Origin of the sequence: Phaeocystidibacter marisrubri, from assembly GCF_008933165.1 — a bacterium.
GTDB classification, from domain to species: domain Bacteria; phylum Bacteroidota; class Bacteroidia; order Flavobacteriales; family Schleiferiaceae; genus Phaeocystidibacter; species Phaeocystidibacter marisrubri.
This window is the reverse complement of record NZ_WBVQ01000002.1, coordinates 1-23,491: the sequence shown is the minus strand read 5'-3', so window position 1 is coordinate 23,491 and position 23,491 is coordinate 1. Positions and strand designations below refer to the sequence as shown.

Sequence of the window (23,491 nt, the reverse complement as noted above, 5' to 3'; positions counted from 1 at the left end):
TGTTTAAATTATTTTCATGAAGTCAATTGTAATAGCGGTCTTAGGTCTTTTTTCTTTATCAGTGAATGGGCAATTGCCTTACACGAATGTTGCCAACCATATCGCACATAATTCTGATGCCTCAATTGAGGTAGTCGGCGATTACTACTATGTAGCGAATATTACTAATAATGTTTCACCGCTTTCCTTTCAATATGCCAGATTGGATACAAATGGTCTTGTTTTAGATACTCTGACGTTAGAATATGACCCGTCTTATTATTTCAATACAAATTGCATAAAATGCTTTACCTATCATCAGGGAAGCTTCTATCATGCTATTAACAATGGTTTTAATCATATTCCTGGCAATGACACATCTGAGATTTTGTTACATAAGGTTGCCAATGATCTATCTGATACTATTGTTTCTACAGTTTACAGTACATCATTAAGAAATTCTCTTTTCGCAACAGATATCGTATTTGATTCTGATTCAACCTTTATTATGTCATCTCTTCATGGCTATTATAACGGAACTGATCCACAACAACCAGGGTATTGGAAGATTGGGAGTGTTATTTCAAGGTTAGATACAAATTTCAACTTGATTTGGGAGACTGAAATCCCAGATATCGATATGAACCGAAATAATGGACTTTCACCTTCCCAAATCGTCATCGATAATAATGGAGGAATCTTTGTAGTTGGTCCTGATCATATTTATTCAACATCCTCGTTAAATGAAGCTTTTGTCGCAAAAATCAGTCAAGCCGATGGGCATCTTTATTGGAGGAAACACTTCACCAGGACTCGAGGTATCGACGGGATGTATTTGACGTCAAATTATGATGGAACATTCACCTTCGTTCAAAATTTCAGTATTAATCCGACACAATGGAACCCAATTCTCAATGTTGGTATTCTAGACAGCAATGGTGTTGTTCTGAATGAAAGAGAGTTTAATTGGGGATCAACACCAATAATTGCCGAAGGATTAATTAGACTTCAAGATGGGTCTTACTACGTAAGTGGAGTTTATGACGTTGCCTATGGATTAGGCTTTAGGTTCACGCCTCAATTAGATAGCTTATGGTCCACTTCATACGAGTATCCATTTACCGCAGGATTGTCCAATGTTGATGATTTTCAGCAAGACTCTAGTGGAATGCTAGTTCATACTGGTTGGACAGTTACAAGCGATATAGATAACTGGCTATTCCGGATTGATCTTCAAGGATGTGACTCTGTCAATTGTGGTTTAAATATTACGGAAGAGTCAAATCTTCAAGCGTTTTCAGTTTATCCAAACCCAAGTAAACAAGATTTCCATCTCGAAATTGCCGAAGATTTTGTGAATGCTCGAGTTTCATTTGAGTTAACAGACATCTATGGGCGTATTGTTTTGAAGAATGTCATCAATCAAAGTCCGATGAAGCTCTCAATTGAGAAGGCGGGAGTCTATTTTATTACAATAAGAAATGAACACCTCAGTGTTTTACATACCGAAAAGTTAATTATAATAGAGTGAATCGTTATTCAGGGATTCCGCATTCTTCCACATATTGTTTGATTTCCATCACTCTTAAAATTCTTCTGGAGTTGAACTCTACAAGCTTCTCATTTGAATAGTTCAATAAAGGGTGCTTGGGGATTACAACCTCCGCTGTTCTTCGGTTGTGATCCCATGAGAGGAAACCTGTGCTAAACATGAAAACCCATGGCTACTCCTTCGTCGTATCCTAGTTTTTACTTTTCATTTCTTTCCTTTCAAAGCGGAGCTTTGAGGAAAGCTCTAAAAAGTAAAAACCCCACAAAGCATTGCTTTGCGGGGTTTTCAAGTTTCGCGGTGAGAGGGGGATTCGAACCCCCGGAACGCTTGCACGTTCGGCAGTTTAGCAAACTGCTGGTTTCAGCCACTCACCCACCTCACCGTGGGGGCTGCAAATATAACACACAATGTGATTCTGACAAGCCTTTTTTTAATCTGGATATTCAACTCTGAGGTGATGAATACTCATCAGCTTCTTTTTCAGGATCTGACGAGCGCGAGAAATTTCTCCAAGGGTGATATTTGCATTGTCAAATTGCCCTGAACTCTGCTGGTGATCGATCAATTTGTCGACCATTCCCGCGAGCTGTTCTGCCGTGGGTTGAACCAAACTGCGCGTGGCAGCTTCTACGGTGTCCGACATCATCAGTACCGCGGTTTCTTTACTGAAGGGTTTTGGACCGGGATACTTGAATTTAGCCGCAATTTCTTCGGGTAATTCTCCCTCGTGTTCAGCGCTGTATTTTCTGTAGAAATATTCTACACGAGTGGTGCCGTGGTGGGTGCGAATGAAGTCGATCACCATGTCGGGGATGCGCTTGGATTTGGCCAAAACGATTCCTTCTAGTACGTGATCTACTATGATCTCGGCGCTCTCTAGCGAGTCAAGGTCGTCGTGTGGGTTAATACCGGTGTTTTGATTTTCTACAAAGTAGATGGGGTTGAGCATTTTTCCAATGTCGTGATACAAAGCACCGGTTCTGACTAACATGCTGTTTCCTCCAATGTCGTCAATCACGCTCTCGGCTAAATTGGCCACCTGAAGCGAGTGCTGGAAGGTGCCCGGAGCTTTGAGTCGAAGTTCACGCAAGAGTGGCGAATTGGTATCGCCGAGCTCAAGCAAGGTTAGGTCACTCACCAAGCTGAACATCTTCTCAAAAATGAAGATGAGTGGGAAGGCCATCATCACACTCATTAGGCCATTTAATGCAAAGTAGCCGTATTCGTATAGGTGTTCACTGTTGGTCACATCACCTCGAATAAGGGTGAAAGCGAAGTACGACAAGATGTAAATGACGGTGATTTTGGCGGAGGCCATGAATAACTGTGATCTCCTATACAACGATGAAACCGTTACGATGGAGAAGATGCCCGCCATGAACTGGAGGAAGATGAATTCGAAGGAATTCGGTGCGACGAGTCCCACAATCATAATGACCATCAAGTGAATGAAGAGGGCCAAACGCGTGTCGTAAAAACTGCGCATGATGATGGGAACCAGCGGGAATGGAATGATGTAAATCAGCGATTGATCGTAGGAAATAACGAGGTCGGCCAAGAGGACCATGCCGACCAAACTGACCAAAATCAAGGTGAGACTATTGCTGTTGACCAAGATTTGTGGACGGAATTGGCGCAAAAAGAGGAAGAGCATAACGAGCACAATGGCTGTGAGGGTGAAGTGCCCCACCAGTACAACCCAGTGTGAAGAGCTGTTGCTGGTTCCTTCCAACGTTCTCCTAAAACTGGCAATGCGTTGTTCTATGGTGGCATCTACTACCTGACCACTGTACACGATAATTTCACCTTCGCTTACCAATCCTTCGGTTGGAGATATGCTGTTCAAATACTGATTCTTTTTCCGAGTGGTTAGATCCGAATCGAAAGTGATGTTCGGACGAATCATATCGGGAAGGTTGGAGGCCAGTACCGATCTCAGCTGGGGATTGCCAATGGTGTCGATGTAACTCTTGAGGAGGGATGTTGCTCGCTTAGGTTCGATAAATTGATCGGGATCTACCTGAACGAAGACCCCGCGGTTTGCCAAGTACCAGATGCGCTCTTTGGCGCCAGAGGTGGATGGAGGCGTGAGGATTCCTTCAGAGTACAGCGCATCTAAGTACAGCTTTCCGAGACGGTCGGCATCTGCGGATTGAAAAGCCGAATCGTAAGGGAGGCGCTGTATGCGCTCGGTCCATTTCTCTTGGGAAACGGTTTCGATGTCGTTGTTTTTTTCAAAGTAAAGAGGGTAGGATTCCTCCCAGGCTTCGCGTTCCGCGCGGATCTCTGACTTCACTTTATACAAAGGGAAATTGAATGGAGATTCCAGATCATCGTGCAACCAAGGTTGCCCAACTTCGTATTCGTACTTAAACCGACCTTGATCGGGGAGTACGTAGAGAACGCACATCGCCGCAACGAGGAACAAAAACAGATTGTAGAGAATCTGTGAGTGCTTTTGCAAGAAAAGGGTAAACTTCTTCATAGAAGGGGATTCCATTCAAATGTAAGCTCTTGCCGTGTTGTATCAAAGGCAGAAGACGTCTGCGTGCAGAAAGAAAAAACCCTTCGAATTTCTCCGAAGGGTTTGTGATTATTTTCTACTCGCTTGCTTTTCAAGGTTTCGTTCAATCTCATGACCTGGTCGGCGCCATTTTGGCTTTTCGCCTAGCGCTGGAGTCATTTGATCTTTTGGAATCGAAACTGGTTGAGCTTTATCTGCAAATGGAGCTTTTGGAGTGATGCCCAAGATCTTGAACAATTCCATGTCTTCGTTTACATCGGGATTTGGAGTGGTGAGAAGCTTGTCTCCCGCAAAGATGGAACTCACACCTGCCATAAAGCAGAAAGCCTGACCTTCTTTGCTCATCTCCGTTCTACCTGCTGAAAGGCGAACTTGCGTTTTAGGAAGAACGATGCGGGTTGTTGCAACCATGCGAATCATATCCCACATGGAGATGGTTTCCTGCTCTTCCATTGGAGTTCCTTCTACCGAAACCAATGCATTGATCGGCACACTTTCTGGGGGGTTCTCCATTTTGGAATAGGTTTCGAGCATACCTGCGCGGTCTTCAATGCTTTCTCCCATTCCGATGATCCCACCTGAACATACATTGATACCCGTTTTACGCACGTTGCCGATCGTTTCCAATCGGTCTTCGTAATCACGTGTTGAGATCACTTCCTTGTAGTATTCTTCGGAAGAGTCTAGGTTGTGATTGTAGCTGTGCAATCCCGCTTCTTCCAAACGCTTGGCTTGGTTCTCGGTGATCATTCCCAGTGTACAACACACTTCCAATCCTACTTCGTTTACCGTGCGTACCATGTCGAGCACCTGATCGAATTCAGGGCCGTCTTTAACGTTTCTCCAAGCGGCGCCCATGCATAGACGTGACGAACCGTTGGATTTTGCGCGAAGGGCCTGCGCTTTTACGTGGGGAACCGTCATCAAATCTTCTCCTTCCACTCCTGTAGAGTAGCGGGCAGATTGCGGACAATATCCGCAGTCCTCCGGACAACCTCCTGTTTTTACAGAAAGAAGTGTAGAGATTTGAACTTCGTTCGGGTTGTTATTCTCGCGGTGAACAGTGGCAGCCTGGTACACCAAGTCCAAAAGTGGAGTGTTGTACAGGTCTACAATTTCTTGTCGAGTCCAGGTTTTATTCATCGTGCTGAGTTGTATTCAATCGCTAAACTTACGGCATTGGCGCCAAAGCCAACAGCGTTTACGATAATTCTGTTTAGAGTTTCGGGTTCATGTTGGGGTGCCCAATCTGGACGCATCCAACGGTTGTTTTTCATCATTTGAATTGCCATCCAGATACTTACGGGGCCGGAAGAGCCGAAGCAATGCCCGGTTAAATATTTGGAGGATGTCACGGGAATATCTTCACCGAAAAGTGTGTGAATTCCCGCTATTTCTGAACGATCTCCTTTGATGGTTCCAGGAGCGTGTGCGATAATGGCGTCGGGTTTATCCCAGCCGGCTATCTTGCAGGCCATCTTCATGGACGATTGCAAACACTGACCATCGGGGGAGAGTCCGGTAGCCGACATTCCGGTTTCAGTACCAAATCCTACCCCTACAATCCTTGCGGCATCTTCTGACGCTTCGGTGGATAGGTGGAGCAAAACAGAGCCTTCTCCCAGTACCATGGTGTTGGTGTTGAGATTTGGGTCCAGAGCTCTACACGGCCATTCGCCTTCGCCACCTACAATCTTAAGGGCTTTCATCTGGCTAAGCGTGAATGGGGTAATCGGTGCCTCGGCGCCTCCGGCAATGGCCTGCGATACAAATCCAGCGTTGAGCCAAGCACATGCATCAGCCACAGCTCTGAGTCCACTCGCACATGTGATGCTTTGGTCGATATCCACGTGGCTGTTCATCTGCAAATAAGCTCCAACGTTTGAAGCGAGCTGTCCAGCAGTGGTGGTCGGCGAATCCAATAGATGGGAAGCGCCAGAATCTGTATAATTCTCGTATGCCTTTTCCCAAGTTTCCGTGGCGCCTCGAGAGGAGCCAATGGCTATGAGGGTGGATTGATCTTTCTTCAATCGACTCAACTGTTGTGAAGCAAAGAGTGCAAGTTGAGTACTTCTATCCAACTTTCGGTAGGGCTTGTAGTCTGGAGCGAATTCAGCAAATGCGCTGTGTTCTACTCGAGCCACAGGGTAGCCTTCCAGTTGTGTGAAGGTTGATTCTCCCGAGAGGGCCTTTTCCCATGCAGATAGGGGATCGATTCCCAAATTGGCTATGAAGCCGATGTCGTTTATGTAGACCGGTTTCATGCTTCAATCAGGGTGTCTAAACATCCGCGAATGATATCGTAGATGTGTTTCATTTCAGATTCTGATGTGGTGAAAGGAGGAAGAGTGTAGATCACATTTCCAAGAGGTCGCAGTAGTACGCCGTGATTGGTAAAGTAGGCGTAGAGCTGGTCTCGGAATGCTCCGTAATGCTCAGAATCGCTGTTTGTTTTTATGTTGATAGCGAGCAATGTGCCTTTTACGCGAACGCTATCCACCGCAGGGTGTTGCTCTAGTTCTAGGGCGGCCTCGCTTTGAAGCGTCATCAGTTGTTGTCTACTCGCTTGAATATCGGGCGAAGCCCAAAGTTCTAAACCGGCAATGGCAGCGGCGCAACCTAGTGGATTTGCGGTAAAGGAATGTCCGTGCATCAAGGCTTTGGAACGGTCATCCGAATAGAAGCCTTTAAACACCTCTTCGGTAGCGGTAGTTAATCCCATAGGGAGAACGCCTCCAGTAAGACCTTTGGAAAGGCACATGATATCTGGCCGGACCTCCATTTGCTCAGAGGCAAACATCGTTTCAAGTCGACCAAAACCTGTCATGACTTCATCGGCAATGAGGAATGCTCCAGTGTTCTTTACAGTGTTGAGGATTTTATCCAAGTCGTTGGCCTCATAAAATACCATTCCTGCAGCGCCTTGAACCAATGGCTCGTAGATGAAGCCGGCAACTTCGTGAAGCGGCAAGGCGTGAAGAGCTTCAAGGGTAGCATCCAATCCGTTCGCGCTTGGAACGGGTATGCGCACCACTTTGGGAAGCATGTCTGAGAATGCGTTGTTGAATACGCCCAAACCTCCCGTGGCCATGGCTCCGAAGGTATCGCCGTGATAGGCGTCTTCAAATGCCAAGAGGAGTCGGCGGTTTTCTCCTTGGTTGTAAAAATATTGGAGGGCCATTTTCATGGCGACCTCTACTGAAGTAGATCCGTTGTCACTGAAGAACAATCGGTTCATTTTTCCGGGTAGGTGGGGGAGTAGCAATTCCGCAACTCGCGTAGCTGGAGCGTGAGTGAAACCTGCAAAAAGCACGTGGTCTACCGATTCAAATTGGCGGTTTAAGGCCTTTTTGATGTGTTCATTTCCATGACCGTAAAGGTTTACCCACCAGGAAGAAATCGCATCGATAAGAACACGACCGTCTTCCAAATACAACTTTGAGCCTTTGGCTTTTACCACAGGTAAGTGGGAGCCAAAGTCCTTCATTTGCGTGTAAGGGTGCCATTGATGTGCTCGGTCTGCTTCGGCAATCGGACTATCCGTCGGTTGCACGTCGCGATTCGACAGCATTTCGTCTAAGTCGAGATTCTTTACTCCTCCAGCCATTCTTCCAACTTCTTCTGCAGTAGAACACTTTGAGCGGCTACGAAATTTGCGTCAACCTGATCGGTTTCCTCAATTCGGCCAATGTGTTCGCAATCACCGAGCGAAAGTATAGCATCTTCAGTAGATGGATTCGGGTTTCCGACAAATATTATCCCCGGTTTGAAGCCCAAATTGTTCAAAAGTGCAACCGATAGTAAGGTGTGGTTGATGCTACCCAAGTAGTGGCGCGAAACGAGGATAACGCGATCCTCTGGTTTTAAGAGATTTACAATCGTGTCCTTCTCATTCAGGGGAACCAAAAGGCCACCTGCACCTTCTATCAATAGTCGATTTGCACGTGGTCGAACTACCTTGTTCAAATCGATGCGAATGCCCTCTTGATCAGCAGCGGTGTGCGGAGATAGAGGTGCTTTAAGTGTGTAACTTTCTGGGTGAAATGCGATCTCGGTTTCACCAACTAGCGTTTTAACGGTGCGTGTGTCCGAGTCTTCTGGATACCCACTTTGAATCGGTTTCCAGTAATCGGCTTTTAGCGCCTTACAAATAATGGCCGACGCGACGGTTTTGCCTGCGTCGGTATGAATTCCTGTTAGAAATACCGTTTTCATTCTTCGAAGTACTCATTCAGCCTTTGGCAGAGCATAGAGATCTCGGCCTCGGTATTGTAACTGTGCAAGCTGATGCGAATGCGTTCCGTTCCGCTTGGAACCGTTGGATGCAAGATGGCTTTGGTAAGAAGCCCTCCACTCAACAAAACGTTTTCCAGTTGCACAGCCGCCACATGGTTTCCTATCACCAATGCCTGTATTGGAGTTTGGCTAGGTATAAGTTGGGAAGCGGCGAGATTGTTCAGGTTGTTTTTGAAAAATTGGATGTTCTTTTCGAGCGCTGCTCTTCGTTCGGGTCCTTCTGTTTCCAAAAGTTCAAAATGTGCACGAATGCGATGAACCGTTTCGGGGGGAAGTCCTGTGGTATAAATCAGGGAGCGCGCATGATTTACGAGGAAGTCCTTGAGGATAGAGTGGGAGAGAACCGCTCCACCATGAAGTCCCAACGCTTTAGAGAATGTCACCACCGTGGCAAAGACGCTGTCTTGAAGTTGATGAGAAGCGACCAGTCCCCAACCGTAGACGCCCACAGCATGTGCTTCATCCACAATGAGTCCAACGTTCGGGAGATTACAGATTTCGGCCATCTCAACCAGAGGTGCCATATCGCCATCCATGCTGTACACTGATTCTACCACGACATAAACGTGGGGTGCTTGGTTTGCATGTTGATCGATTAACTTTTTCAGATGTGCTGTATCGTTGTGCGAAAACTTGTTCGTCTTTGCATGAGAAAGTCGCAGGCCATCTCGAATGGAGGCATGACACAATTCATCGTATAGCACGACATCTGAACGCTGTGGTAGTGACGAAAGCAACCCGAGGTTGGTCATGTAACCTGTCGGGAAAATCACTGCAGCTTCATACCCAAAAGTCTTCGCTAAATAGCGTTCAGTCACGCCGTATTCCTCGTGATTTCCACTAATCAGCCGACTGCCACCTGCTCCGTGTTTGAAGTCGGAGTTCAGCGCAACATTCTGTTGTGCAAGTCCCAAATAATCATTGGAAAAGAAATCCACCCCATCACCATAGGTAGACAGCACACGCAATCGTGCATTTTCTTCCACAGAGTGAAGCGTAGCTTGTATGGAGTTGAGGATGGTTTTCATGGAGGACAAAGGTAAGGAAGTGCAGGGGAAGGGGGCTGTTGAGATGCGCAGCATTTTAGACGGCTCATGATGAATTGGAAATGCTGTAAAAGCGAGTCGTGATTGTCATCCCTTCATCCCCGTATCCCGTGCTTCTACCCCTTAATCACCGAAAGATAAATCGGCATACCGATCGCGATGTTGAATGGAAACGTGATAGCCAGAGCCATGGGAACATAGAGTCCGGGGTTGGCTTTCGGTACGGCGAGCTTCATGGAGGCAGGGACAGCGATGTAGGAGGCGCTTGCAACCAGAATGCTCAGCAAGAGTCGGTCGCCTTCACTGCCCGTGATAAATCCGCTGAGGTAGGCGGTTGTGATTCCATTGAATAGGGGCAGTGCGATGGAAAAGGCGAATGGAAATAATCCATGTTTGCGGAGTTCGCTCAATTTCTTTCCACTGATAATCCCCATATCCAAAAGGAAGAATGCCAGGAAGCCTTTGAAGATATCGGTTGTGAATGGCGCAATTCCCGCTGCCTGTTTCTCACTGGCGATAAATCCAATGGCTAGACTACCTAAAATCAAGAGGACACTGCCATTTGTGATGGAATGTTTAACCGAATGCAAGATGGAAGGATGGTCGGCGTCGCCGGAATCTCTGTATAGAGAAATCAATAGCAGTCCAATAATGATGGCGGGAGCTTCCATCAGAGCCATCAAGGCAATCATGTATCCTCCAAATTCTATTTCTCGCATTTCGAGGTAGGATACCCCCGTTACAAAGGTCACCGCACTGATGGAACCAAAAGCTGCTGCAATCGCTCCGGCGTTGTCCACACCGAGTTTCTTTCGGAGAACGAAAAATGCATAGATGGGGACAACCACGGCGGAAGAGATGCCAAATAGAATGGTCCACAACATTTCTGTTTGAAAATGGCTATGTGCGAGTTCTTGTCCTCCTTTAAAACCAATCGAAAAGAGGAGGTAGAGGGAGATGAACTTTGAAGTCGTTTCAGGAATGAACAAATCACTCTTCACTTGAACGGCTACGATGCCCAGTAGAAAAAAGAGTAGTGCTGGGTTCGAGAGGTTTTCAAAAAGTATATCTAAAGACATGTTACTGCTTCTTGAGGTTGCAAAAGAGCCGGGGATTTTCCCGGCTCTCTTTTTTGGTTTTAGATTGAATTCAGTGATCGGTTTCAGGTACTCTAACCACCATTTGAACCGTACAGGAGATTTGGAACTCCGCTTCATCTCGATCAAATTCCTCGAGCATCAAATCCAAGGTTCTCTTTTCAGCTTGCAGCTCTTTGATTCGCTTTTTCAAGTGAGCCGTGTCGCTTCCAAAACGCTCTTCCAAGGAAAAGCACTTCTGATTGAGGAATCGAATCTTGTCTTGAATCAAGGAAGTCAATACTTCATTGGCCTCTTGTGCGCCGTAGTTACTGTCGATGAGTCTAAATTGATAGTTCTGCATGACTTCTGGTTTTTGGTTCGTACTCGATAAATTATTGTCCTTGACCGAGGGAATATCCTCGCACTCCATCAAAGAAGTAAAGGTTCTCTGTCTTGATCACATCGATATGATGCTGGAAGGCTTTCTCCAACAATTCCCAAATGGCCTTTGGACTTGAGTTGGTTTCTTCGTCAAACTCGAAACGACATCTCCAGTGGTCCGTCAGAAACGTTTCAGGAAGCCCATTCGGCCATACTTTTACACCTCTGTTGGTGATCAACTTTAAGTGGAGTGTGTTCGCTATTTTGTGAAGGTTTTCGGCGAGTTCATCGGGATGTTCTCCCTTCCAATCCACAAATACATCAACCCCTTTCAAGATTTTCTTTGCAGGCTGCTTGCGGACGTATTTTGGAAGGTTGAATTCACCTTGGGCTTCGGACTTCACCACCTCGAAGAACTGCGGCGTAGAGCCCAATCGTTGAATTACTTCGCGGGCAAACTCAGTCGTGCCTACTAACTTCTTGCTGCTTTCTTTTTTAAAGATATCAGCCGTGTGGATTCCGTCTTCGATCGTTTTCAACCAAGCATTTTGAATACGCTCTGCTACTTCCGTTTGTCCGATGTGGTTGAGCATAAGCACCGCAGCCTTTAGCAATCCAGATGGATTGGCCATGTCTTTACCCGCTATGTCTGGAGCCGAACCGTGAATGGCCTCAAACATGGCGCATTGTTCTCCAATGTTAGCCGTTCCGGCCAGTCCAACGGAACCGGAGATTTCTGCCGCGATATCCGACACGATGTCGCCGTAAAGATTTGGCATGACAATCACATCGAAAATTTCAGGAGTGGCAGCGAGACGAGCGGAACCGATATCAACAATCCAACTGTCGGATTCAATGTCTGGATACTCGCGGGCAATCTCGCGGAAAACCTCATGGAATAGGCCATCTGTGTGCTTCATGATGTTGTCCTTGATGAAACAACTCACCTTCTTTCTGTTGTAATGGCGGGCGTATTCAAATGCATACCTCACAATCTTCTCACATCCTGGGCGCGTGATGAGCTTCAGGCACTGAACCACTTCATCGGTTTGTTGATGCTCGATACCCGCATAGAGGTCTTCCTCGTTTTCTCGGATAATGACCACATCCATATCTGGATGTTTGGTGTGAATGTGCGGAAAGTAGCTGCCACAAGGACGAACGTTGGCGTACAGTCCCAGTGACTTTCTCATGGTGACATTCAAACTCTTATATCCTCCGCCTTGGGGTGTTGTGATGGGGGCTTTTAAGAACACCTTGCTTTCACGGATCACATTCCACGCTTCATCTTCTATGCCGCTGCTGTTTCCGTTGAGGTATACTTTCTCACCCACTTCAATCTCCTCGATTTGGAGGTTGGCCTTAGCGGCTTGCAGAATGGAAAGAGTCGCATTCATGATTTCAGGTCCAATTCCATCTCCTTTCGCCACAGCTATTCTGACAGCTTCGCGAGTGGTAGGACGCTTCATTTCGGTTTCTAGCGCTTGATTCATCATGTTGTTGATATTGTGTTGAACTCATTTTGGCGAGGGGGAATCTTCGGTGCTCCTCGTCAAATCCGTTGCAAAGGAATGGGACATGTTTTATTAATTTTCATTTATTTGTTTTATTGAAAACATAAGTGATTGTTTATGAATTACACACTGAATCAGCTACGTGTTTTTGCTAAGGTGGTTGAAAATGAAAGTGTTACCAAGGCGTCTGAAGTGTTGCACATGACGCAACCAGCGGTGTCGATTCAGTTGAAAAAATTTCAGGATCAATTTGAAATTCCGCTGACAGAGATCATCGGAAAGCGACTTTATGTGACAGAGTTTGGACGAACGATTGCAGAAATCGCCAAGAACATTCTCTCCGAATCTGAGGCATTGCAATACAAGACCAAAGAGTTCAAAGGACTTCTCACAGGGACACTTCGGATTGCTTCTGCATCCACGGGAAAATATGTCATGCCCTATTTTTTGAGTGCTTTTAGTACATCGAATCCCAATGTGAATTTGATATTGGATGTGTCGAACAAGGAGCACGTGGTGCAAGGGCTTAAGAATAATGAAATCGATTTTGCATTGGTTTCGGTATTGCCAACTGACGTAGAGGTGCACGAAGAATTGCTCGTAGAGAACAAATTGTTTCTGATTTCTTCTCGGGAAAAGATCGATTCATCAAAACCCTTGATTTTTCGGGAAAAAGGTTCAGCGACTAGAATGGCCATGGATACCTACTATGGGGAGAAATCTCGACAGAAGAGTATCGAACTCACCTCCAATGAAGCGGTGAAACAAGCGGTAATTTCTGGACTTGGCTATTCTATCCTCCCTCTGATTGGGATCAAGAATGAACTCTCAAATGGAGAGTTGCACATCATTCCAACCAAGGGTTTGCCTGTAACTACGCAATGGAGACTCATTTGGCTCAAGCAAAAAAAACTATCTCCAGTATCGGAAGCATACTTGGATTTCCTCCGAAATCACAAAGACGAAATCATCCGTGAAAAGTTCGATTGGTACGATACGTATGAGCACGTGTGAGGAGAGGCTTTCGTGATCTTTTGAAGGAACATGTATAGGAGTCTGCATCTTTCATCCTATCCAATGCTCAGCCTGGGTTGGTATGGGCAGAAATGAAAAAAGCCTCGCAAATTGTGCGAGGCTTTTTCTTGGTCGGGAAGACAGGATTCGAACCTGCGACCCTCCGGTCCCAAACCGGATGCGCTACCGGACTGCGCCACTTCCCGTCCTAATTGGGCTGCGAAGATAAACAAGAACTTTATTTCTGCAACACCCTTTTTGATGATTTTGAAAGAAAAATTTCGGTGATTTTTCTAAATACCTGAAACTCTAGGAATTCCAAACCTTTGCTGCTATCAGCTCATCAAAGAACGATGCAAATGTCGGATATTTTGTGCGAATTGTGCAAGAACTTTATTAATTTCGCCGTCCTGTTAAGGGAAAATGGTCCGGTAGCTCAGCTGGATAGAGCATCTGCCTTCTAAGCAGACGGTCATAGGTTCGAATCCTATCCGGATCACCACTACTAAAACCCTGCGTTCCAAGCGGAATGTGGGGTTTTCTCTTTTATACAGCTCGGTGCAGCTGTTGGTAAAAATCGACCTCAGAGGTTGTCAAAAGGTACCAAAAGCCACAAATGTTGTTAACTTGTTGTTAGTTTTTGACCTTCTAACAACATGCACGAGCTCTCCACTAAGATCCTTTTATACACCCATTCGAAAGAAACCAAGAAAGGTTTTCCGATCAAAATGCGTTTGACGAAAAACCGTCAAACCAAGTTTGTACATCTCAATGTGTACTCATCAAAAGCGTTTTGGAATCCGAAAGTCAACCTGGTGAAATCTCAGCATCCCGATTTTGTGGCCGTCAACAAACGCATCAAGGAAGCAGAGATCAAGGCCATGGAATGTCTCGAGCGCAACTTTGGGCTGGATGATTCCATTAAGTACATCTCCGGGAAATCCGTCAGCAGCTTGAGTAGTTTTTCGGAGTTTGCCAGGAACTATATTGAAGGGCTGGAGAAAGCCGGGCGAACCAAAACAGCTATAACCTACAATACCGGTCTTGATCAGTTCGAAAGAATATCAGGCAACACGAAGCTTCAGTTCTCAGACCTAACCTATACCAGGTTATTGGATTTTAGGAATGAGAAGATGGGGGAGGGCGTGTCAAACTCTACGATCCATAATTATCTCAGGGTACTTCGAACGCTCGTCAATGCGGCCATTAATGCCGGATACATGGATCAAAGCGATTATCCATTCAAAAAAGGGCTCTTCCCAAAAGTTGCTCCCACTAGGAAACAAGCCATTACCAAAGAGGATGTTCAGCGCCTCAAATCGCTCGAGCTCAAAGAAGGATCCCTTATGGAAATCGCCAGGGACATTTTCTTACTGCAGTATTACCTCGCTGGAATCGATTACGTGGATTTGATACAGTTGCCAGCAAACATCGTTAAGAAGCCTTCTATTCGCTTTTTGCGACAAAAGCTATCGGGTGGAGGATTTGAGGTAGAAGTGCCGATTATCGAGCCAGCAAGGGCACTGATTAAGAAGTATGCAGCACGAGCGGACAAGCAATTACTCTTTGCCTGGCATCATCAACCGTCAGAGAATAAGCTCTACGCATCCCAACGGAATCGAATTCAAAAGAAGATGGCCATTCTCTTACCAGGAATAAAAATCGGGACTAAGACAGCTAGGCACACCTTCGCATCTCATGGCCGGCAAGCAGGAGTGGACCCAGATCTATTAGCACAGCTCATGGGGCATGAAGTGCCGGGGTATCAGATTGCGAATGTTTATAAAGAAAGATATGGGATTTCAAGTCTTAAGCTGGCGATATCACAGGTCGTGGAGTAGTTAGTTTTTATAATCGCAATAGAATTTCAATAATAACTTCAATACGTAAGCAAAACCGATAACTGCAATAAAATTGACAGATATATTTATTATTTGAAGGGTTGTACTTGGGTCATTCCCTTTAAAAGTATTGATAATCATTGCAATCATTCCTACAGCTGAAACTATGAATGTTCTAGAGGCGTATTTTGAAGTCGCCTGAATTGATTTAGTCGTTGCATTTAGTAGTAATTGGTTATTGAAATCCTTTTCTTTTTGGGACGTCGCATCGGTGACTAAAGCCTTCTTCAGTTCTGATTTGGAGGCGAGATGGGTAAGGAATAATGTGAAAATACTCAAAGTGCTTCCAGCAATGAAGTTGATGAATTCATCCAGTATTGATAAAGAGTTTAAGATTTCACACATACTCAAGAGATGTACCTAAATATTAGTGGTTTTAAATGCTCTACAGCCTCTTGGATGTTCAAAGAGTTAAATTTTTCAGGGTCCAGGAACAGGGCGTCCTTAAATTTCTCTGTGACCATCTCTTGGAACTCTTCCTTTGCTTCTGAGTACTCTATTTGAACTGTAGTCGATACGCCGTCCTTTTCGATAGTAAAAGTACGATTTTCTTTGTCTGGATTGTTTGACGGATTGGTGAAGATCTTAATAGCGGCCTCTACGATGGAGGCTGGGATACTCTTAAATTTTGAAATTTTCCTTGTTGAAGTCTCTGATTCTACAAGGTACGGCATTAAATTTGAGTTGCCAGTGAAGCTAGAACTAGAAGAGTCTTTTACATGAATCATCTCACTAAAACTGTCAATTTGTTCCCATGTCGAGACTTTTTGAATTATTTCATCAGTGGTGACTTTGTTAGTTTTTTCATTCAAAAGTCTAATAATTGCTTTGAAGGCACTATTGAAATCTATCGCTTCAACATATGGGTTCTCTAATCCAAAAAAATAGTACCGAACTGAATAGCTACCTCCCGTTGCTTTGATGTCAGCAAGTATTACCATGAAATTTTTCATGGTGCCAATTTTGTCTTTACTATCCAAATGATTCGCCTCTTGGTCATGCAAGATGTAAGTAGCGTCCTTAGGTGATTTAGCTACGTCAAACTGAATTCCGAGAAAAGGCGAATTGTCCACTGAAATAATTTCAGCGTCCACGATGTATAAACCACGGCTGATTTCCTTGTTCCTCTCCTTTCTTGATTGAATAAGTGATTTATTTTTTTGGTAGGGTTGAAGAGTAGTGAGCTTTTGACGAAGTAAATATTCTTTAGTTGGAATATGCTCTAATTCAGTGAAACCACCGACCTCGGCTGTTTTTATATCGCTAGCAGAAACGGAAACTTTATATGTGTGCATTTTCATTTATATTACGGATTCCAGTCGAGTATTAATCAGATCCAGTATTGCGCTTCAAAACCAATGGAATTTAATTCGTTTAATATGAGATTGTCATAATAATGGTTGGGCGTGCGAAGGGAAATAACAAATGTATTGAAGCCTATTTGTGGTTCAATATTAATGATGTCAGCTGGAGGGATTATATGTCCAAGAGCGTGTTTTAAATTCTCCTCACTGTAGGGTGATTGTGATGAGGATCTAACATGAAATTCAATAGTGTGTAGATTTTCGTTAGTAGGTGACTTGGTCTTTAGATGGTCGAGTACTTGAGATAGCATTTTTACAATAGTTTTGTCAGTAGAGTTTGAATTGGATTTAGCTATTTCAATTTCTTGTTGTAAAATCAGATACTCGTAAAAGTTACTCAACGGGTTTTCTTGGTCGTCATTCCAACGAATGTTTTCAATCGAACAAAAAAATCGGGATACCCGGCAATTGAATCTTCATAATATAGCACGCGATTATCATGTATGTCAAAGGGTATGATTGTGTTGTTAGTGGCTATTAATATACAAGGTCTTCGCTGGGCGTGTCGAACTGCGAGCTCATACATCACGTTAGGATTGTGATTTGAAATATCTGAAATCACTAGGTCAACTGTAATTAACGATTTAAGAATCTGATGAGTGATCTTACCTGAGATGTCTATGGTGTGCGAAGCGCTTACAGTTGCTATGTTTAATTCTTTCTTGTTTTCCTTTATTAAAGAAATCAATCCATCGATTCTTTTGCGTTCTGGTGATCCATTGTCTCCAATTGGGCCAATGATAAACACTGAAATAGGTGACTTTTTGTCGTCCATATTTGTAATTATTGTCTATTGTAATCAGTGTGAATGTACAACAAGAAATTATCAATCAAATCAGCAGAGGGTGTTACATACTGCATGCCGATAGGTTGTAAGAGGAGAGGGGGAGGCGCAGGCGCAGGGCACTATAAGTTCCATGTAGTATCGAAATGTTGGCAGAAGAGAAGTTAACTGAACAGTAAGAAGACGTCTACCTAGTGGTAGGGCTGATGTCAACACGCGCCAAGGGTGATGATTTTAGGAAGTAATATTCTAAGTGGCTAAAGCAGTTTGGTCTAAACGGCTGTAAACACATCAGACACAGCTTCGCTACCCACCTCTATCAATTGGGCGCTACAGGCGATATGGTGACCTATGCCCTTCTTCACTCGAGCCAGTCTGCTATTGGAATCAAGTCCATGCGGATAGTGTACATCAAAATGCAGGATGATGGCTGACCAAGTAATTACAACAGCTAGAATCAAGTGTTATGCATGGTAAATCGTGAAAACTCTATCTTCATACTCTCAAATTCATGACATGGCACAACTTAGCTTTTACGATAGATTACTCGCAATTGACGTACACGAGGACATCCTAAATAGAGGATTTAAGGACGATGAGAAACCACAAGAGATAGCTGACAACCTTGTGCTGCCCTTAAAAATTGTGAAAGAATGTGTCTTACTCTATGAAAAAAGAGAATTAGAGATCGGAGAAATCGTTAAATCGTCACTGGACCACAAAGTTCATATAATGCTAGCCATACTGCAGCAAGTTGAAAAGTATGAACAAGAAATAAATACGGACAACGCGCGAAGACCAAAGTCTGAGTTACTCGGTAATCTTGATCGTCAAATACGTGGGAACCTTGTTCAATTAAGATCGCCTGATAAGAATGAGAACCGCCCCATGTTATCATTGGCTGATTTACACTCAGAGCTAAAAAGCGCTTCAGAAGGCAATAATTCAAAAAAGAAGCTTGTAGACGATCTGATAAAAGAGATTGAGACTAAAAAACAAACAGCAGATAATCTTTCCAAGAACCTCGCCACTCTAGTCAAAGAATACGAGAATAAGGGAGCCAAGCTGACAGCGAAAGATTATGCAAGGGTATACGGAGGTGAAGCCGATAAACGAAAACGAATCGCGGCAGGATGGATGATTGCAAGCATTATGCTTGCAATTACCACCTTTTGTCTCTTAACAGGTGTTTATGACGGTTCACTATTGACTGATGAGCTCGATAAATTCTACACAGACATCAAAGCGCATGGTGCGGAGAATCTGGACATTTCTACGTACTTGACCTATCGCACTGTTTCAAGGATTGCTATGATCTCACTCCTTGTCTTCGCATTCACATTTACATTAAAACAATTCAACATCAACCTGCACAATTCGATAATAAACCGAAGACGTGAGAACGCATTAAATTCTCTAGAAGTATTTCTCACTTCTACAGTTCAAGAAGATATTCGTGGTGCAGTTCTGTTGGAAATCAGTAAATCAATCTATTCGCCTACATCCACAGGTTATATAAATGACAAGGGAGAGAGCAACCCATCCTTCATTGAGCTCACTCGTTTACTCTCAAAACAGAGTCAAAATAGTTGATACTTGCATTTGAGGCTGACCATCGCCACACCAACCCACCACAAAAAAAGGGCGTTACGGTAGTAACGCCCTTTTTTTGTGGTGGGTGATGAGGGATTCGAACCCCCGACCCTCTGCTTGGTGAGCAGAGACCTGATTAGTAATAATAAGCTTACTGGAAGCGGGGTTAATTTCGAAACAGTGATTCTTCAATTAACTGAGAGAATGTAAAACGATCTCCAGCTATTTTCGTTAAAACCTGATTTTGGCTAAGTTCTTCAACTAATTGCGGAAGGATAATTTCAAACTCCTTTGGTCTGACCGTAATTTCATTCGACCTAAGATAATCATGTACAATTCTCTTGAAGATTTTCTTATCGGCATCTGAAACTTCAGTAGCCCGCGAATTCCTTGGTCTTAAATATCTTTGTACATCATCTTTTTCGTGCATTATCATCGAGCGAGTAGCTCGCATTTCTCTCCGCATTTCTTCGATGGCATTCAAGATATATGTATCGGAGCTTACTTCCCTGTCTTCGAGGTGAGCTATTTTATATTTCCCAAAGTTTTTTAGAAAGGTGGAATAATTTGAGTCGTTTTGGGCTTTTTGGTGAGTTGCTTTTAGCTTTATGCCTAAGTTTTTTTTGAACTCCAATATCGAAGTGAAACGTAAATCTCTAGGGTATTCTAAGTGTTCGATCAGAGAAGTGTCAAATGAATACCCTGTTAAATCATCTTTGATGATGATAGTGGGTTTATCAAAGGCTAGTCTCATTCCTAATTCGAACATTACATTAGCATTTTTACAGCTAACGTCACAAATGATGATATCGCTAGAATAGATGTTTTCAACTATTCTGTTGTGAATTACTCCGATGTCATCCGAATCACTAACAAGGTTAGCATTAAATTCACTTGTGCTACAAACATCCTTGATGATACTTAGAACATCACTCCAGTGACTAGCTGGACATCCATCTATTTCGCTGATAGGCATTATAATTCCGCAAGTAGGAGTGGAGGTCTTAGGTTCTTTTCTTTCCATTTTAATAAGTATAAATCACATTGCCATAATGTTGATTATCAATATTTGGTTGGTTATTTGACGTCTTAATTAGTAAGTAGCTTATAGTTATCCTTCAACCCTTACCAATCCCAAGATTACAGCAATACTTTGTATTTCTTTTACTGGAACCTCGAACGCTGGATATTCATTATTATCACTTACAAACTTGTATTGCTGATCGCTTGATCCTGGCATGAGTCGCTTTACCAACACTCCTCGCTCTTCCACAGCTAGTACATGCGGTCTATTCCATTCTATGAAACTAGGATTATGAAGAATCTTGCAGGCTATTACATCACCAGGTCTGTATGTAGGAATCATACTGTCTCCTTTTACCGGCAACATGAAGTCTGCGTCCTTGAATTCAGGTGCGTAATACTCTGCAACAACCTGAGCTCTTTCCAGGGCAAGATCAAAGTTGGCGGACCCACCCAATGCAGCAATTGACAGAAGAGGAATGCCTGCTCCTTGAGAAGATTTTGCCAATGCTTGATTCTGCTTTGCTGTAGCGGAGGACTTCAGGCCAAACTCATATTGTAGATATCCTATAGTGGCTTTGGGAATCTTGGTTTCATCCGCTTCCCATCGTTGAATTGTCTGCCTAGTAACTTCTAACAATGAGGCTAGTTCGTCTTGTGTAATATTTTGTTTCCTCCTTAACTCCTTTAACATCAGATATATAAGAATTATTCACGTCTAAAATGACGCAAATTGTTGCATTTGACGCATAATGTTGCTTACTTCGTCGTGTTGTTAGTCCACAAAGTCCAAGCGGTATACCGCAATTGATTTGGGAACTAGCACAATTCAGCAAGGTAAGAAAATAGTACCATGACAGAGAGACAAAAATCAAGATCAGAAAGGGTAAAGGCGTTGAATGCCAAACTTCGAATGGAGTATCAATTCTATTATGCTCTTGGATATCGTTCACCTCTAATTATTTCGCATTTAGCAAAGAAGCATTTTATAGCTGATTGGACGGTACGCGACAAGATTGGTTCTGTTACTGAATTGCAAGATTCAACAGTAGATCAATGTGACTTATCAAAAGTGTCAATTGACGCTGAGAAGTTAGGTCAATACTCAATCCTTCAGAAGTAAGATGGACGCTGTAACCAAAGCTATGAAAGAGCAACGGCTATTCTTAGTCACTGAGGATATGCTTAAAGATCTAATTCGCTCTCAATCTAAAGACTTGTACCAGGCGAAAGGCCGTGGTTTAATGACCTACGAGCAAGCTCGTGAAGTGTTTCAACTCTCAGAAGCGGGATTTAAGAAGTTACTCAATGACCCTAATACGCTTCTGCAGAAATCTAGTATCAAAGGAAGGCTGAAAGCTGAGAGTGTTTTCAATGAGGTTGAACGCCTTTGTAATCCTGCGGACTTATGAAAAATGTAAAACTTGGTTCTAGACTTCTTCAATACAAGGGGCTAAGCTTGGGAGATACTCACATTCAGGCGCTTAAACGAATTGAGCAGTCTCCTACTGCTATCGTCGTGGGCTTGTCCGGGGATGTTCTAGCTCTAAAATGCCTAAAGAAGGTTTTGATTGTAAAGTCTGGCCAAACTGTCGGACTTCAGCAATTAGGCTACTACCCATTTCTCAAGACTTCGGTTATCGTTCCAGTGTCAATTGACCAGTATGATCGGTTGCACCATCTATTTATGAAGTCAGAAACTCGAGGAGATTTTGAGAAGAAGTTCAACGAGTACGCTAGGACTCAAAATTGGATGGCAGCATGAGGACAGCAATTGAAGAATACATATTCCTGTTAGATAGGCTAGCGTTAATCTCTCAGAATAAAGGGGTAGAGGTTGAGTATTCTTGGGATAAGGAGCCTCAAAATCGAAATTGCCCCTTGCCCAGGGAATTAGCATTTGATATTCAAATCACAAACTACCTCCATCATGAATTTGATGTGATATGGTATACCGAGGCCGAGGTCTTCAATGAGATTGAGATGTCAATTGCAACAGGTAGCCTAATTCGGGCTCCATATACACGAGACTGGAATCTATCTAGTGCACACTGCTCAAAGACTCTAAAAAGAGGTCGACTGACAGAATCGCGGAAAGCGCGAATTTCCATGCTGCTCAAGCACATCTTTGGTGGACTACCTAATCATCTATTTCAATTCGGCTATGAGTAGTTACACGTTATTCTCGAGGCAGACGAGTGCTCCGTCCGAATATCACGTCCTCCATGGCATATCCAAATCTCTTCATTCCAGGAAGGATACCCGACGACTTTACTTCAATGTCAATTGTCACAGTTCCAGACTTTTTACTTTGAATATTGAGTCTCGGTTGACTTATTCCAATAAGAATGTGCTCAATGTTTCTAACCAACCTCTCAGAAACACGTTTTGTTGGATTCAAACTAGCAAGCTCACCACAATAGAAGGACAGTCCGATTCGATTCTTCAATCCAAGTCTTTTAACCGTCTTCTTAAGTTCTGTATCGAGATCTTGATGATATGCAATTCCTATGTAGAGAAGGTTTGCTCCATGAGCAATTGCATAGTAGTATTCATTGTGGTTAACAAGATCAGATTGCGCTACTTTCTTCCATGCGACAACCGCTTCCTGGATGCCTTTAGGAGCTTTGGTAGGCTTTTTCATTGTCTAAATAGATTTGATTGGACCTTCAATTTAGACAATTCTCCCCTCGGTTTTTCTGTACTCTTTTCGACCGAGGGGATTTCTCTAAAAAACTATACTCTTTTGTCATGAGTAGGATCATTCAAGTCGATAGAGCTTTTTTGGCTCCAGGTAGATTGAAATTTTCGCGACCAATAGGTTTGGTGGTAGCTGATGATTTAGGGAATCAGTTTGAGATTCTTGAACGCTTTTTAATCGTTAGGACTCGACATACGAAGGAGTACACTGTGAACTATTATGGGCATTGCATAGACTTTGGTTCCAATCCGAGTTGGCTTTGTGAGGGGATAGGTATCACCGTCTCCGAATTGGATAACTATTTCGATCAATTGGAGGAAATAATGGAGGGTTGGCCCATTGCTAGAGCTCATCTTTTAAAGAGGATTGAGAACCACTAATGAAATCAACAAGCATGGAAGGGATAGACTTTTTAATCCTTAAACAGCGCTTGGCAACCTGTCAAGCAATGCTGATCTGCGCTTTGAAAATCATACAAGGCCATAGAAGCCTAGCTCTTTTACGAAAGGACTGGATACAAGCTGCTGAGGAAGATGATGAAGCTCTGATGTACACTTTGGCTTCATGTATTCACGCCGCTACGAAGACCTTAAATAGCTATAAGAGCGAATACGATAAGCTTGAACAGAAACTAAGAAGACTAACACGCACAGAGGAACGTGTCCAGGGCATAGAGTCGTCTAAACCTACCATGGTCAATTGACGCGCCCTGGCCGTTTTTTAAAACTGGCTTAGTGCCA

General features: G+C 43.7%; 24 protein-coding genes and 3 tRNA genes. 9 read left to right on the top strand and 18 right to left on the bottom strand.

All coding sequences use genetic code 11. From position 1 onward, the window contains the following. Positions 1-16: 16 nt before the first annotated feature. Complete coding sequence (locus F8C82_RS07430; RefSeq protein WP_151692958.1) at positions 17-1,510, top strand: T9SS type A sorting domain-containing protein; 1,494 nt, start codon at positions 17-19, stop codon at positions 1,508-1,510. A 316-nt stretch (positions 1,511-1,826) separates the two neighbouring features. Here F8C82_RS07430 and F8C82_RS07425 read toward each other — a convergent pair. The 10 genes from F8C82_RS07425 to F8C82_RS07380 all read right to left on the bottom strand — a co-directional run bounded on the left by F8C82_RS07425 (position 1,827) and on the right by F8C82_RS07380 (position 12,353). Then, positions 1,827-1,913: transfer RNA gene (locus F8C82_RS07425), tRNA-Ser, on the bottom strand. A gap of 48 nt (positions 1,914-1,961) precedes the next feature. Beyond that, a complete protein-coding gene (locus tag F8C82_RS07420; RefSeq protein ID WP_170266189.1) occupies positions 1,962-4,016 on the bottom strand; it encodes an HD family phosphohydrolase in 2,055 nt (684 codons plus the stop codon). Between the two features lie 108 nt (positions 4,017-4,124). After that, entirely contained in the window at positions 4,125-5,198 is a 1,074-nt protein-coding gene (gene bioB / locus F8C82_RS07415) for a biotin synthase BioB (RefSeq protein ID WP_151692956.1), read from the bottom strand. Beyond that, positions 5,195-6,319, bottom strand: coding sequence for a beta-ketoacyl synthase N-terminal-like domain-containing protein (locus tag F8C82_RS07410; protein ID WP_151692955.1), 1,125 nt, complete (start codon positions 6,317-6,319; stop codon positions 5,195-5,197). The genes bioB and F8C82_RS07410 overlap by 4 nt, the downstream gene beginning before the upstream one ends. Next, on the bottom strand, positions 6,316-7,662 hold the full coding sequence (gene bioA, locus F8C82_RS07405) for an adenosylmethionine--8-amino-7-oxononanoate transaminase (protein WP_151692954.1): 1,347 nt from the start codon (positions 7,660-7,662) through the stop codon (positions 6,316-6,318). Before bioA ends, F8C82_RS07410 begins: the two co-directional genes overlap by 4 nt. After that, on the bottom strand, positions 7,647-8,270 hold the full coding sequence (bioD, locus tag F8C82_RS07400; RefSeq protein ID WP_151692953.1) for a dethiobiotin synthase: 624 nt from the start codon (positions 8,268-8,270) through the stop codon (positions 7,647-7,649). The genes bioA and bioD overlap by 16 nt, the downstream gene beginning before the upstream one ends. Further along, complete coding sequence (locus tag F8C82_RS07395) at positions 8,267-9,379, bottom strand: aminotransferase class I/II-fold pyridoxal phosphate-dependent enzyme (protein ID WP_170266188.1); 1,113 nt, start codon at positions 9,377-9,379, stop codon at positions 8,267-8,269. The genes bioD and F8C82_RS07395 overlap by 4 nt, the downstream gene beginning before the upstream one ends. Before the next feature lie 134 nt (positions 9,380-9,513). Continuing rightward, positions 9,514-10,476, bottom strand: a complete 963-nt coding sequence (locus F8C82_RS07390; RefSeq protein ID WP_151692951.1) for a sodium-dependent bicarbonate transport family permease — start codon at positions 10,474-10,476, stop codon at positions 9,514-9,516. Positions 10,477-10,546: 70 nt separating this feature from the next. Further along, entirely contained in the window at positions 10,547-10,837 is a 291-nt protein-coding gene (locus F8C82_RS07385) for a hypothetical protein (RefSeq protein WP_151692950.1), read from the bottom strand. Between the two features lie 31 nt (positions 10,838-10,868). After that, complete coding sequence (locus tag F8C82_RS07380; protein ID WP_223279513.1) at positions 10,869-12,353, bottom strand: NADP-dependent isocitrate dehydrogenase; 1,485 nt, start codon at positions 12,351-12,353, stop codon at positions 10,869-10,871. Between the two features lie 135 nt (positions 12,354-12,488). Between F8C82_RS07380 and F8C82_RS07375 the strand changes: the two genes are divergently transcribed. Further along, a complete protein-coding gene (locus F8C82_RS07375) occupies positions 12,489-13,385 on the top strand; it encodes a LysR family transcriptional regulator (RefSeq protein WP_151692949.1) in 897 nt (298 codons plus the stop codon). A 129-nt stretch (positions 13,386-13,514) separates the two neighbouring features. Here the strand turns inward: F8C82_RS07375 and F8C82_RS07370 are convergent. Continuing rightward, a tRNA-Pro gene (locus F8C82_RS07370) sits at positions 13,515-13,591 on the bottom strand. A 219-nt stretch (positions 13,592-13,810) separates the two neighbouring features. On the opposite strand from F8C82_RS07370, the gene F8C82_RS07365 reads away from it, so the two are divergent. After that, a tRNA-Arg gene (locus tag F8C82_RS07365) sits at positions 13,811-13,887 on the top strand. A 154-nt stretch (positions 13,888-14,041) separates the two neighbouring features. Continuing rightward, positions 14,042-15,226 carry a site-specific integrase gene (locus F8C82_RS07360; protein ID WP_151692948.1) on the top strand — a complete coding sequence of 395 codons (1,185 nt, stop codon included), beginning with the start codon at positions 14,042-14,044 and terminating at the stop codon, positions 15,224-15,226. On the opposite strand, the gene F8C82_RS07355 is transcribed toward F8C82_RS07360, so the two are convergent. The 4 genes from F8C82_RS07355 to F8C82_RS07340 all read right to left on the bottom strand — a co-directional run bounded on the left by F8C82_RS07355 (position 15,227) and on the right by F8C82_RS07340 (position 17,895). After that, a complete protein-coding gene (locus F8C82_RS07355) occupies positions 15,227-15,631 on the bottom strand; it encodes a hypothetical protein (RefSeq protein ID WP_151692947.1) in 405 nt (134 codons plus the stop codon). It abuts the gene before it with no gap. Between the two features lie 2 nt (positions 15,632-15,633). After that, a complete protein-coding gene (locus F8C82_RS07350) occupies positions 15,634-16,587 on the bottom strand; it encodes a hypothetical protein (RefSeq protein WP_151692946.1) in 954 nt (317 codons plus the stop codon). A gap of 400 nt (positions 16,588-16,987) precedes the next feature. Continuing rightward, positions 16,988-17,425 (bottom strand): hypothetical protein, encoded by a 438-nt coding sequence (locus F8C82_RS07345; RefSeq protein ID WP_151692945.1) that lies wholly within the window; start codon positions 17,423-17,425, stop codon positions 16,988-16,990. 281 nt (positions 17,426-17,706) lie between these two features. Then, positions 17,707-17,895 carry a hypothetical protein gene (locus tag F8C82_RS07340; protein ID WP_151692944.1) on the bottom strand — a complete coding sequence of 63 codons (189 nt, stop codon included), beginning with the start codon at positions 17,893-17,895 and terminating at the stop codon, positions 17,707-17,709. A gap of 55 nt (positions 17,896-17,950) precedes the next feature. Here F8C82_RS07340 and F8C82_RS07335 point away from each other — a divergent pair, with 55 nt between their 5' ends. Beyond that, positions 17,951-19,027 carry a hypothetical protein gene (locus F8C82_RS07335; RefSeq protein ID WP_151692943.1) on the top strand — a complete coding sequence of 359 codons (1,077 nt, stop codon included), beginning with the start codon at positions 17,951-17,953 and terminating at the stop codon, positions 19,025-19,027. A 166-nt stretch (positions 19,028-19,193) separates the two neighbouring features. Here the strand turns inward: F8C82_RS07335 and F8C82_RS07330 are convergent, their stop codons facing one another. After that, the gene (locus F8C82_RS07330; protein WP_151692942.1) at positions 19,194-20,051 is read right to left on the bottom strand and encodes an RNA helicase; all 858 of its coding nucleotides are present in this window, start codon (positions 20,049-20,051) and stop codon (positions 19,194-19,196) included. A gap of 87 nt (positions 20,052-20,138) precedes the next feature. Next, the gene (locus F8C82_RS07325) at positions 20,139-20,744 is read right to left on the bottom strand and encodes a LexA family transcriptional regulator (RefSeq protein ID WP_151692941.1); all 606 of its coding nucleotides are present in this window, start codon (positions 20,742-20,744) and stop codon (positions 20,139-20,141) included. A 159-nt stretch (positions 20,745-20,903) separates the two neighbouring features. Between F8C82_RS07325 and F8C82_RS07320 the strand changes: the two genes are divergently transcribed. Genes F8C82_RS07320 through F8C82_RS07310 form a run of 3 tightly spaced genes read left to right on the top strand, consistent with a single transcriptional unit; the run spans position 20,904 to position 21,815 of the window. Beyond that, positions 20,904-21,173, top strand: a complete 270-nt coding sequence (locus F8C82_RS07320) for a hypothetical protein (RefSeq protein WP_151692940.1) — start codon at positions 20,904-20,906, stop codon at positions 21,171-21,173. Positions 21,174-21,195: 22 nt separating this feature from the next. After that, the gene (locus tag F8C82_RS07315; RefSeq protein ID WP_170266187.1) at positions 21,196-21,462 is read left to right on the top strand and encodes a hypothetical protein; all 267 of its coding nucleotides are present in this window, start codon (positions 21,196-21,198) and stop codon (positions 21,460-21,462) included. Continuing rightward, positions 21,459-21,815, top strand: coding sequence for a hypothetical protein (locus tag F8C82_RS07310; RefSeq protein WP_151692938.1), 357 nt, complete (start codon positions 21,459-21,461; stop codon positions 21,813-21,815). Before F8C82_RS07315 ends, F8C82_RS07310 begins: the two co-directional genes overlap by 4 nt. Positions 21,816-22,229: 414 nt before the next feature. Here the strand turns inward: F8C82_RS07310 and F8C82_RS07305 are convergent, their stop codons facing one another. Further along, a complete protein-coding gene (locus F8C82_RS07305; protein WP_151692937.1) occupies positions 22,230-22,694 on the bottom strand; it encodes a hypothetical protein in 465 nt (154 codons plus the stop codon). 107 nt (positions 22,695-22,801) lie between these two features. Between F8C82_RS07305 and F8C82_RS07300 the strand changes: the two genes are divergently transcribed. Continuing rightward, complete coding sequence (locus F8C82_RS07300) at positions 22,802-23,131, top strand: hypothetical protein (protein WP_151692936.1); 330 nt, start codon at positions 22,802-22,804, stop codon at positions 23,129-23,131. Positions 23,132-23,491: the final 360 nt, after the last annotated feature.

Excerpts from the sequence above, each read along its gene's own strand:
- F8C82_RS07345 (WP_151692945.1), bottom strand. The coding sequence starts at position 17,425 with ATGGACGACAAAAAGTCACCTATTTCAGTGTTTATCATTGGCCCAATT.
- F8C82_RS07320 (WP_151692940.1), top strand. The coding sequence starts at position 20,904 with ATGACAGAGAGACAAAAATCAAGATCAGAAAGGGTAAAGGCGTTGAAT.
- F8C82_RS07315 (WP_170266187.1), top strand. The coding sequence starts at position 21,196 with ATGAAAGAGCAACGGCTATTCTTAGTCACTGAGGATATGCTTAAAGAT.
- F8C82_RS07325 (WP_151692941.1), bottom strand. The coding sequence starts at position 20,744 with ATGTTAAAGGAGTTAAGGAGGAAACAAAATATTACACAAGACGAACTA.
- F8C82_RS07330 (WP_151692942.1), bottom strand. The coding sequence starts at position 20,051 with ATGGAAAGAAAAGAACCTAAGACCTCCACTCCTACTTGCGGAATTATA.
- F8C82_RS07390 (WP_151692951.1), bottom strand. The coding sequence starts at position 10,476 with ATGTCTTTAGATATACTTTTTGAAAACCTCTCGAACCCAGCACTACTC.
- bioB (WP_151692956.1), bottom strand. The coding sequence starts at position 5,198 with ATGAATAAAACCTGGACTCGACAAGAAATTGTAGACCTGTACAACACT.
- bioD (WP_151692953.1), bottom strand. The coding sequence starts at position 8,270 with ATGAAAACGGTATTTCTAACAGGAATTCATACCGACGCAGGCAAAACC.
- F8C82_RS07385 (WP_151692950.1), bottom strand. The coding sequence starts at position 10,837 with ATGCAGAACTATCAATTTAGACTCATCGACAGTAACTACGGCGCACAA.
- F8C82_RS07350 (WP_151692946.1), bottom strand. The coding sequence starts at position 16,587 with ATGAAAATGCACACATATAAAGTTTCCGTTTCTGCTAGCGATATAAAA.
- F8C82_RS07380 (WP_223279513.1), bottom strand. The coding sequence starts at position 12,353 with ATGATGAATCAAGCGCTAGAAACCGAAATGAAGCGTCCTACCACTCGC.
- F8C82_RS07305 (WP_151692937.1), bottom strand. The coding sequence starts at position 22,694 with ATGAAAAAGCCTACCAAAGCTCCTAAAGGCATCCAGGAAGCGGTTGTC.
- F8C82_RS07310 (WP_151692938.1), top strand. The coding sequence starts at position 21,459 with ATGAAAAATGTAAAACTTGGTTCTAGACTTCTTCAATACAAGGGGCTA.
- bioA (WP_151692954.1), bottom strand. The coding sequence starts at position 7,662 with ATGGCTGGAGGAGTAAAGAATCTCGACTTAGACGAAATGCTGTCGAAT.
- F8C82_RS07375 (WP_151692949.1), top strand. The coding sequence starts at position 12,489 with ATGAATTACACACTGAATCAGCTACGTGTTTTTGCTAAGGTGGTTGAA.
- F8C82_RS07430 (WP_151692958.1), top strand. The coding sequence starts at position 17 with ATGAAGTCAATTGTAATAGCGGTCTTAGGTCTTTTTTCTTTATCAGTG.
- F8C82_RS07335 (WP_151692943.1), top strand. The coding sequence starts at position 17,951 with ATGGCACAACTTAGCTTTTACGATAGATTACTCGCAATTGACGTACAC.
- F8C82_RS07420 (WP_170266189.1), bottom strand. The coding sequence starts at position 4,016 with ATGAAGAAGTTTACCCTTTTCTTGCAAAAGCACTCACAGATTCTCTAC.
- F8C82_RS07360 (WP_151692948.1), top strand. The coding sequence starts at position 14,042 with ATGCACGAGCTCTCCACTAAGATCCTTTTATACACCCATTCGAAAGAA.
- F8C82_RS07355 (WP_151692947.1), bottom strand. The coding sequence starts at position 15,631 with ATGTGTGAAATCTTAAACTCTTTATCAATACTGGATGAATTCATCAAC.
- F8C82_RS07395 (WP_170266188.1), bottom strand. The coding sequence starts at position 9,379 with ATGAAAACCATCCTCAACTCCATACAAGCTACGCTTCACTCTGTGGAA.
- F8C82_RS07300 (WP_151692936.1), top strand. The coding sequence starts at position 22,802 with ATGAGTAGGATCATTCAAGTCGATAGAGCTTTTTTGGCTCCAGGTAGA.
- F8C82_RS07410 (WP_151692955.1), bottom strand. The coding sequence starts at position 6,319 with ATGAAACCGGTCTACATAAACGACATCGGCTTCATAGCCAATTTGGGA.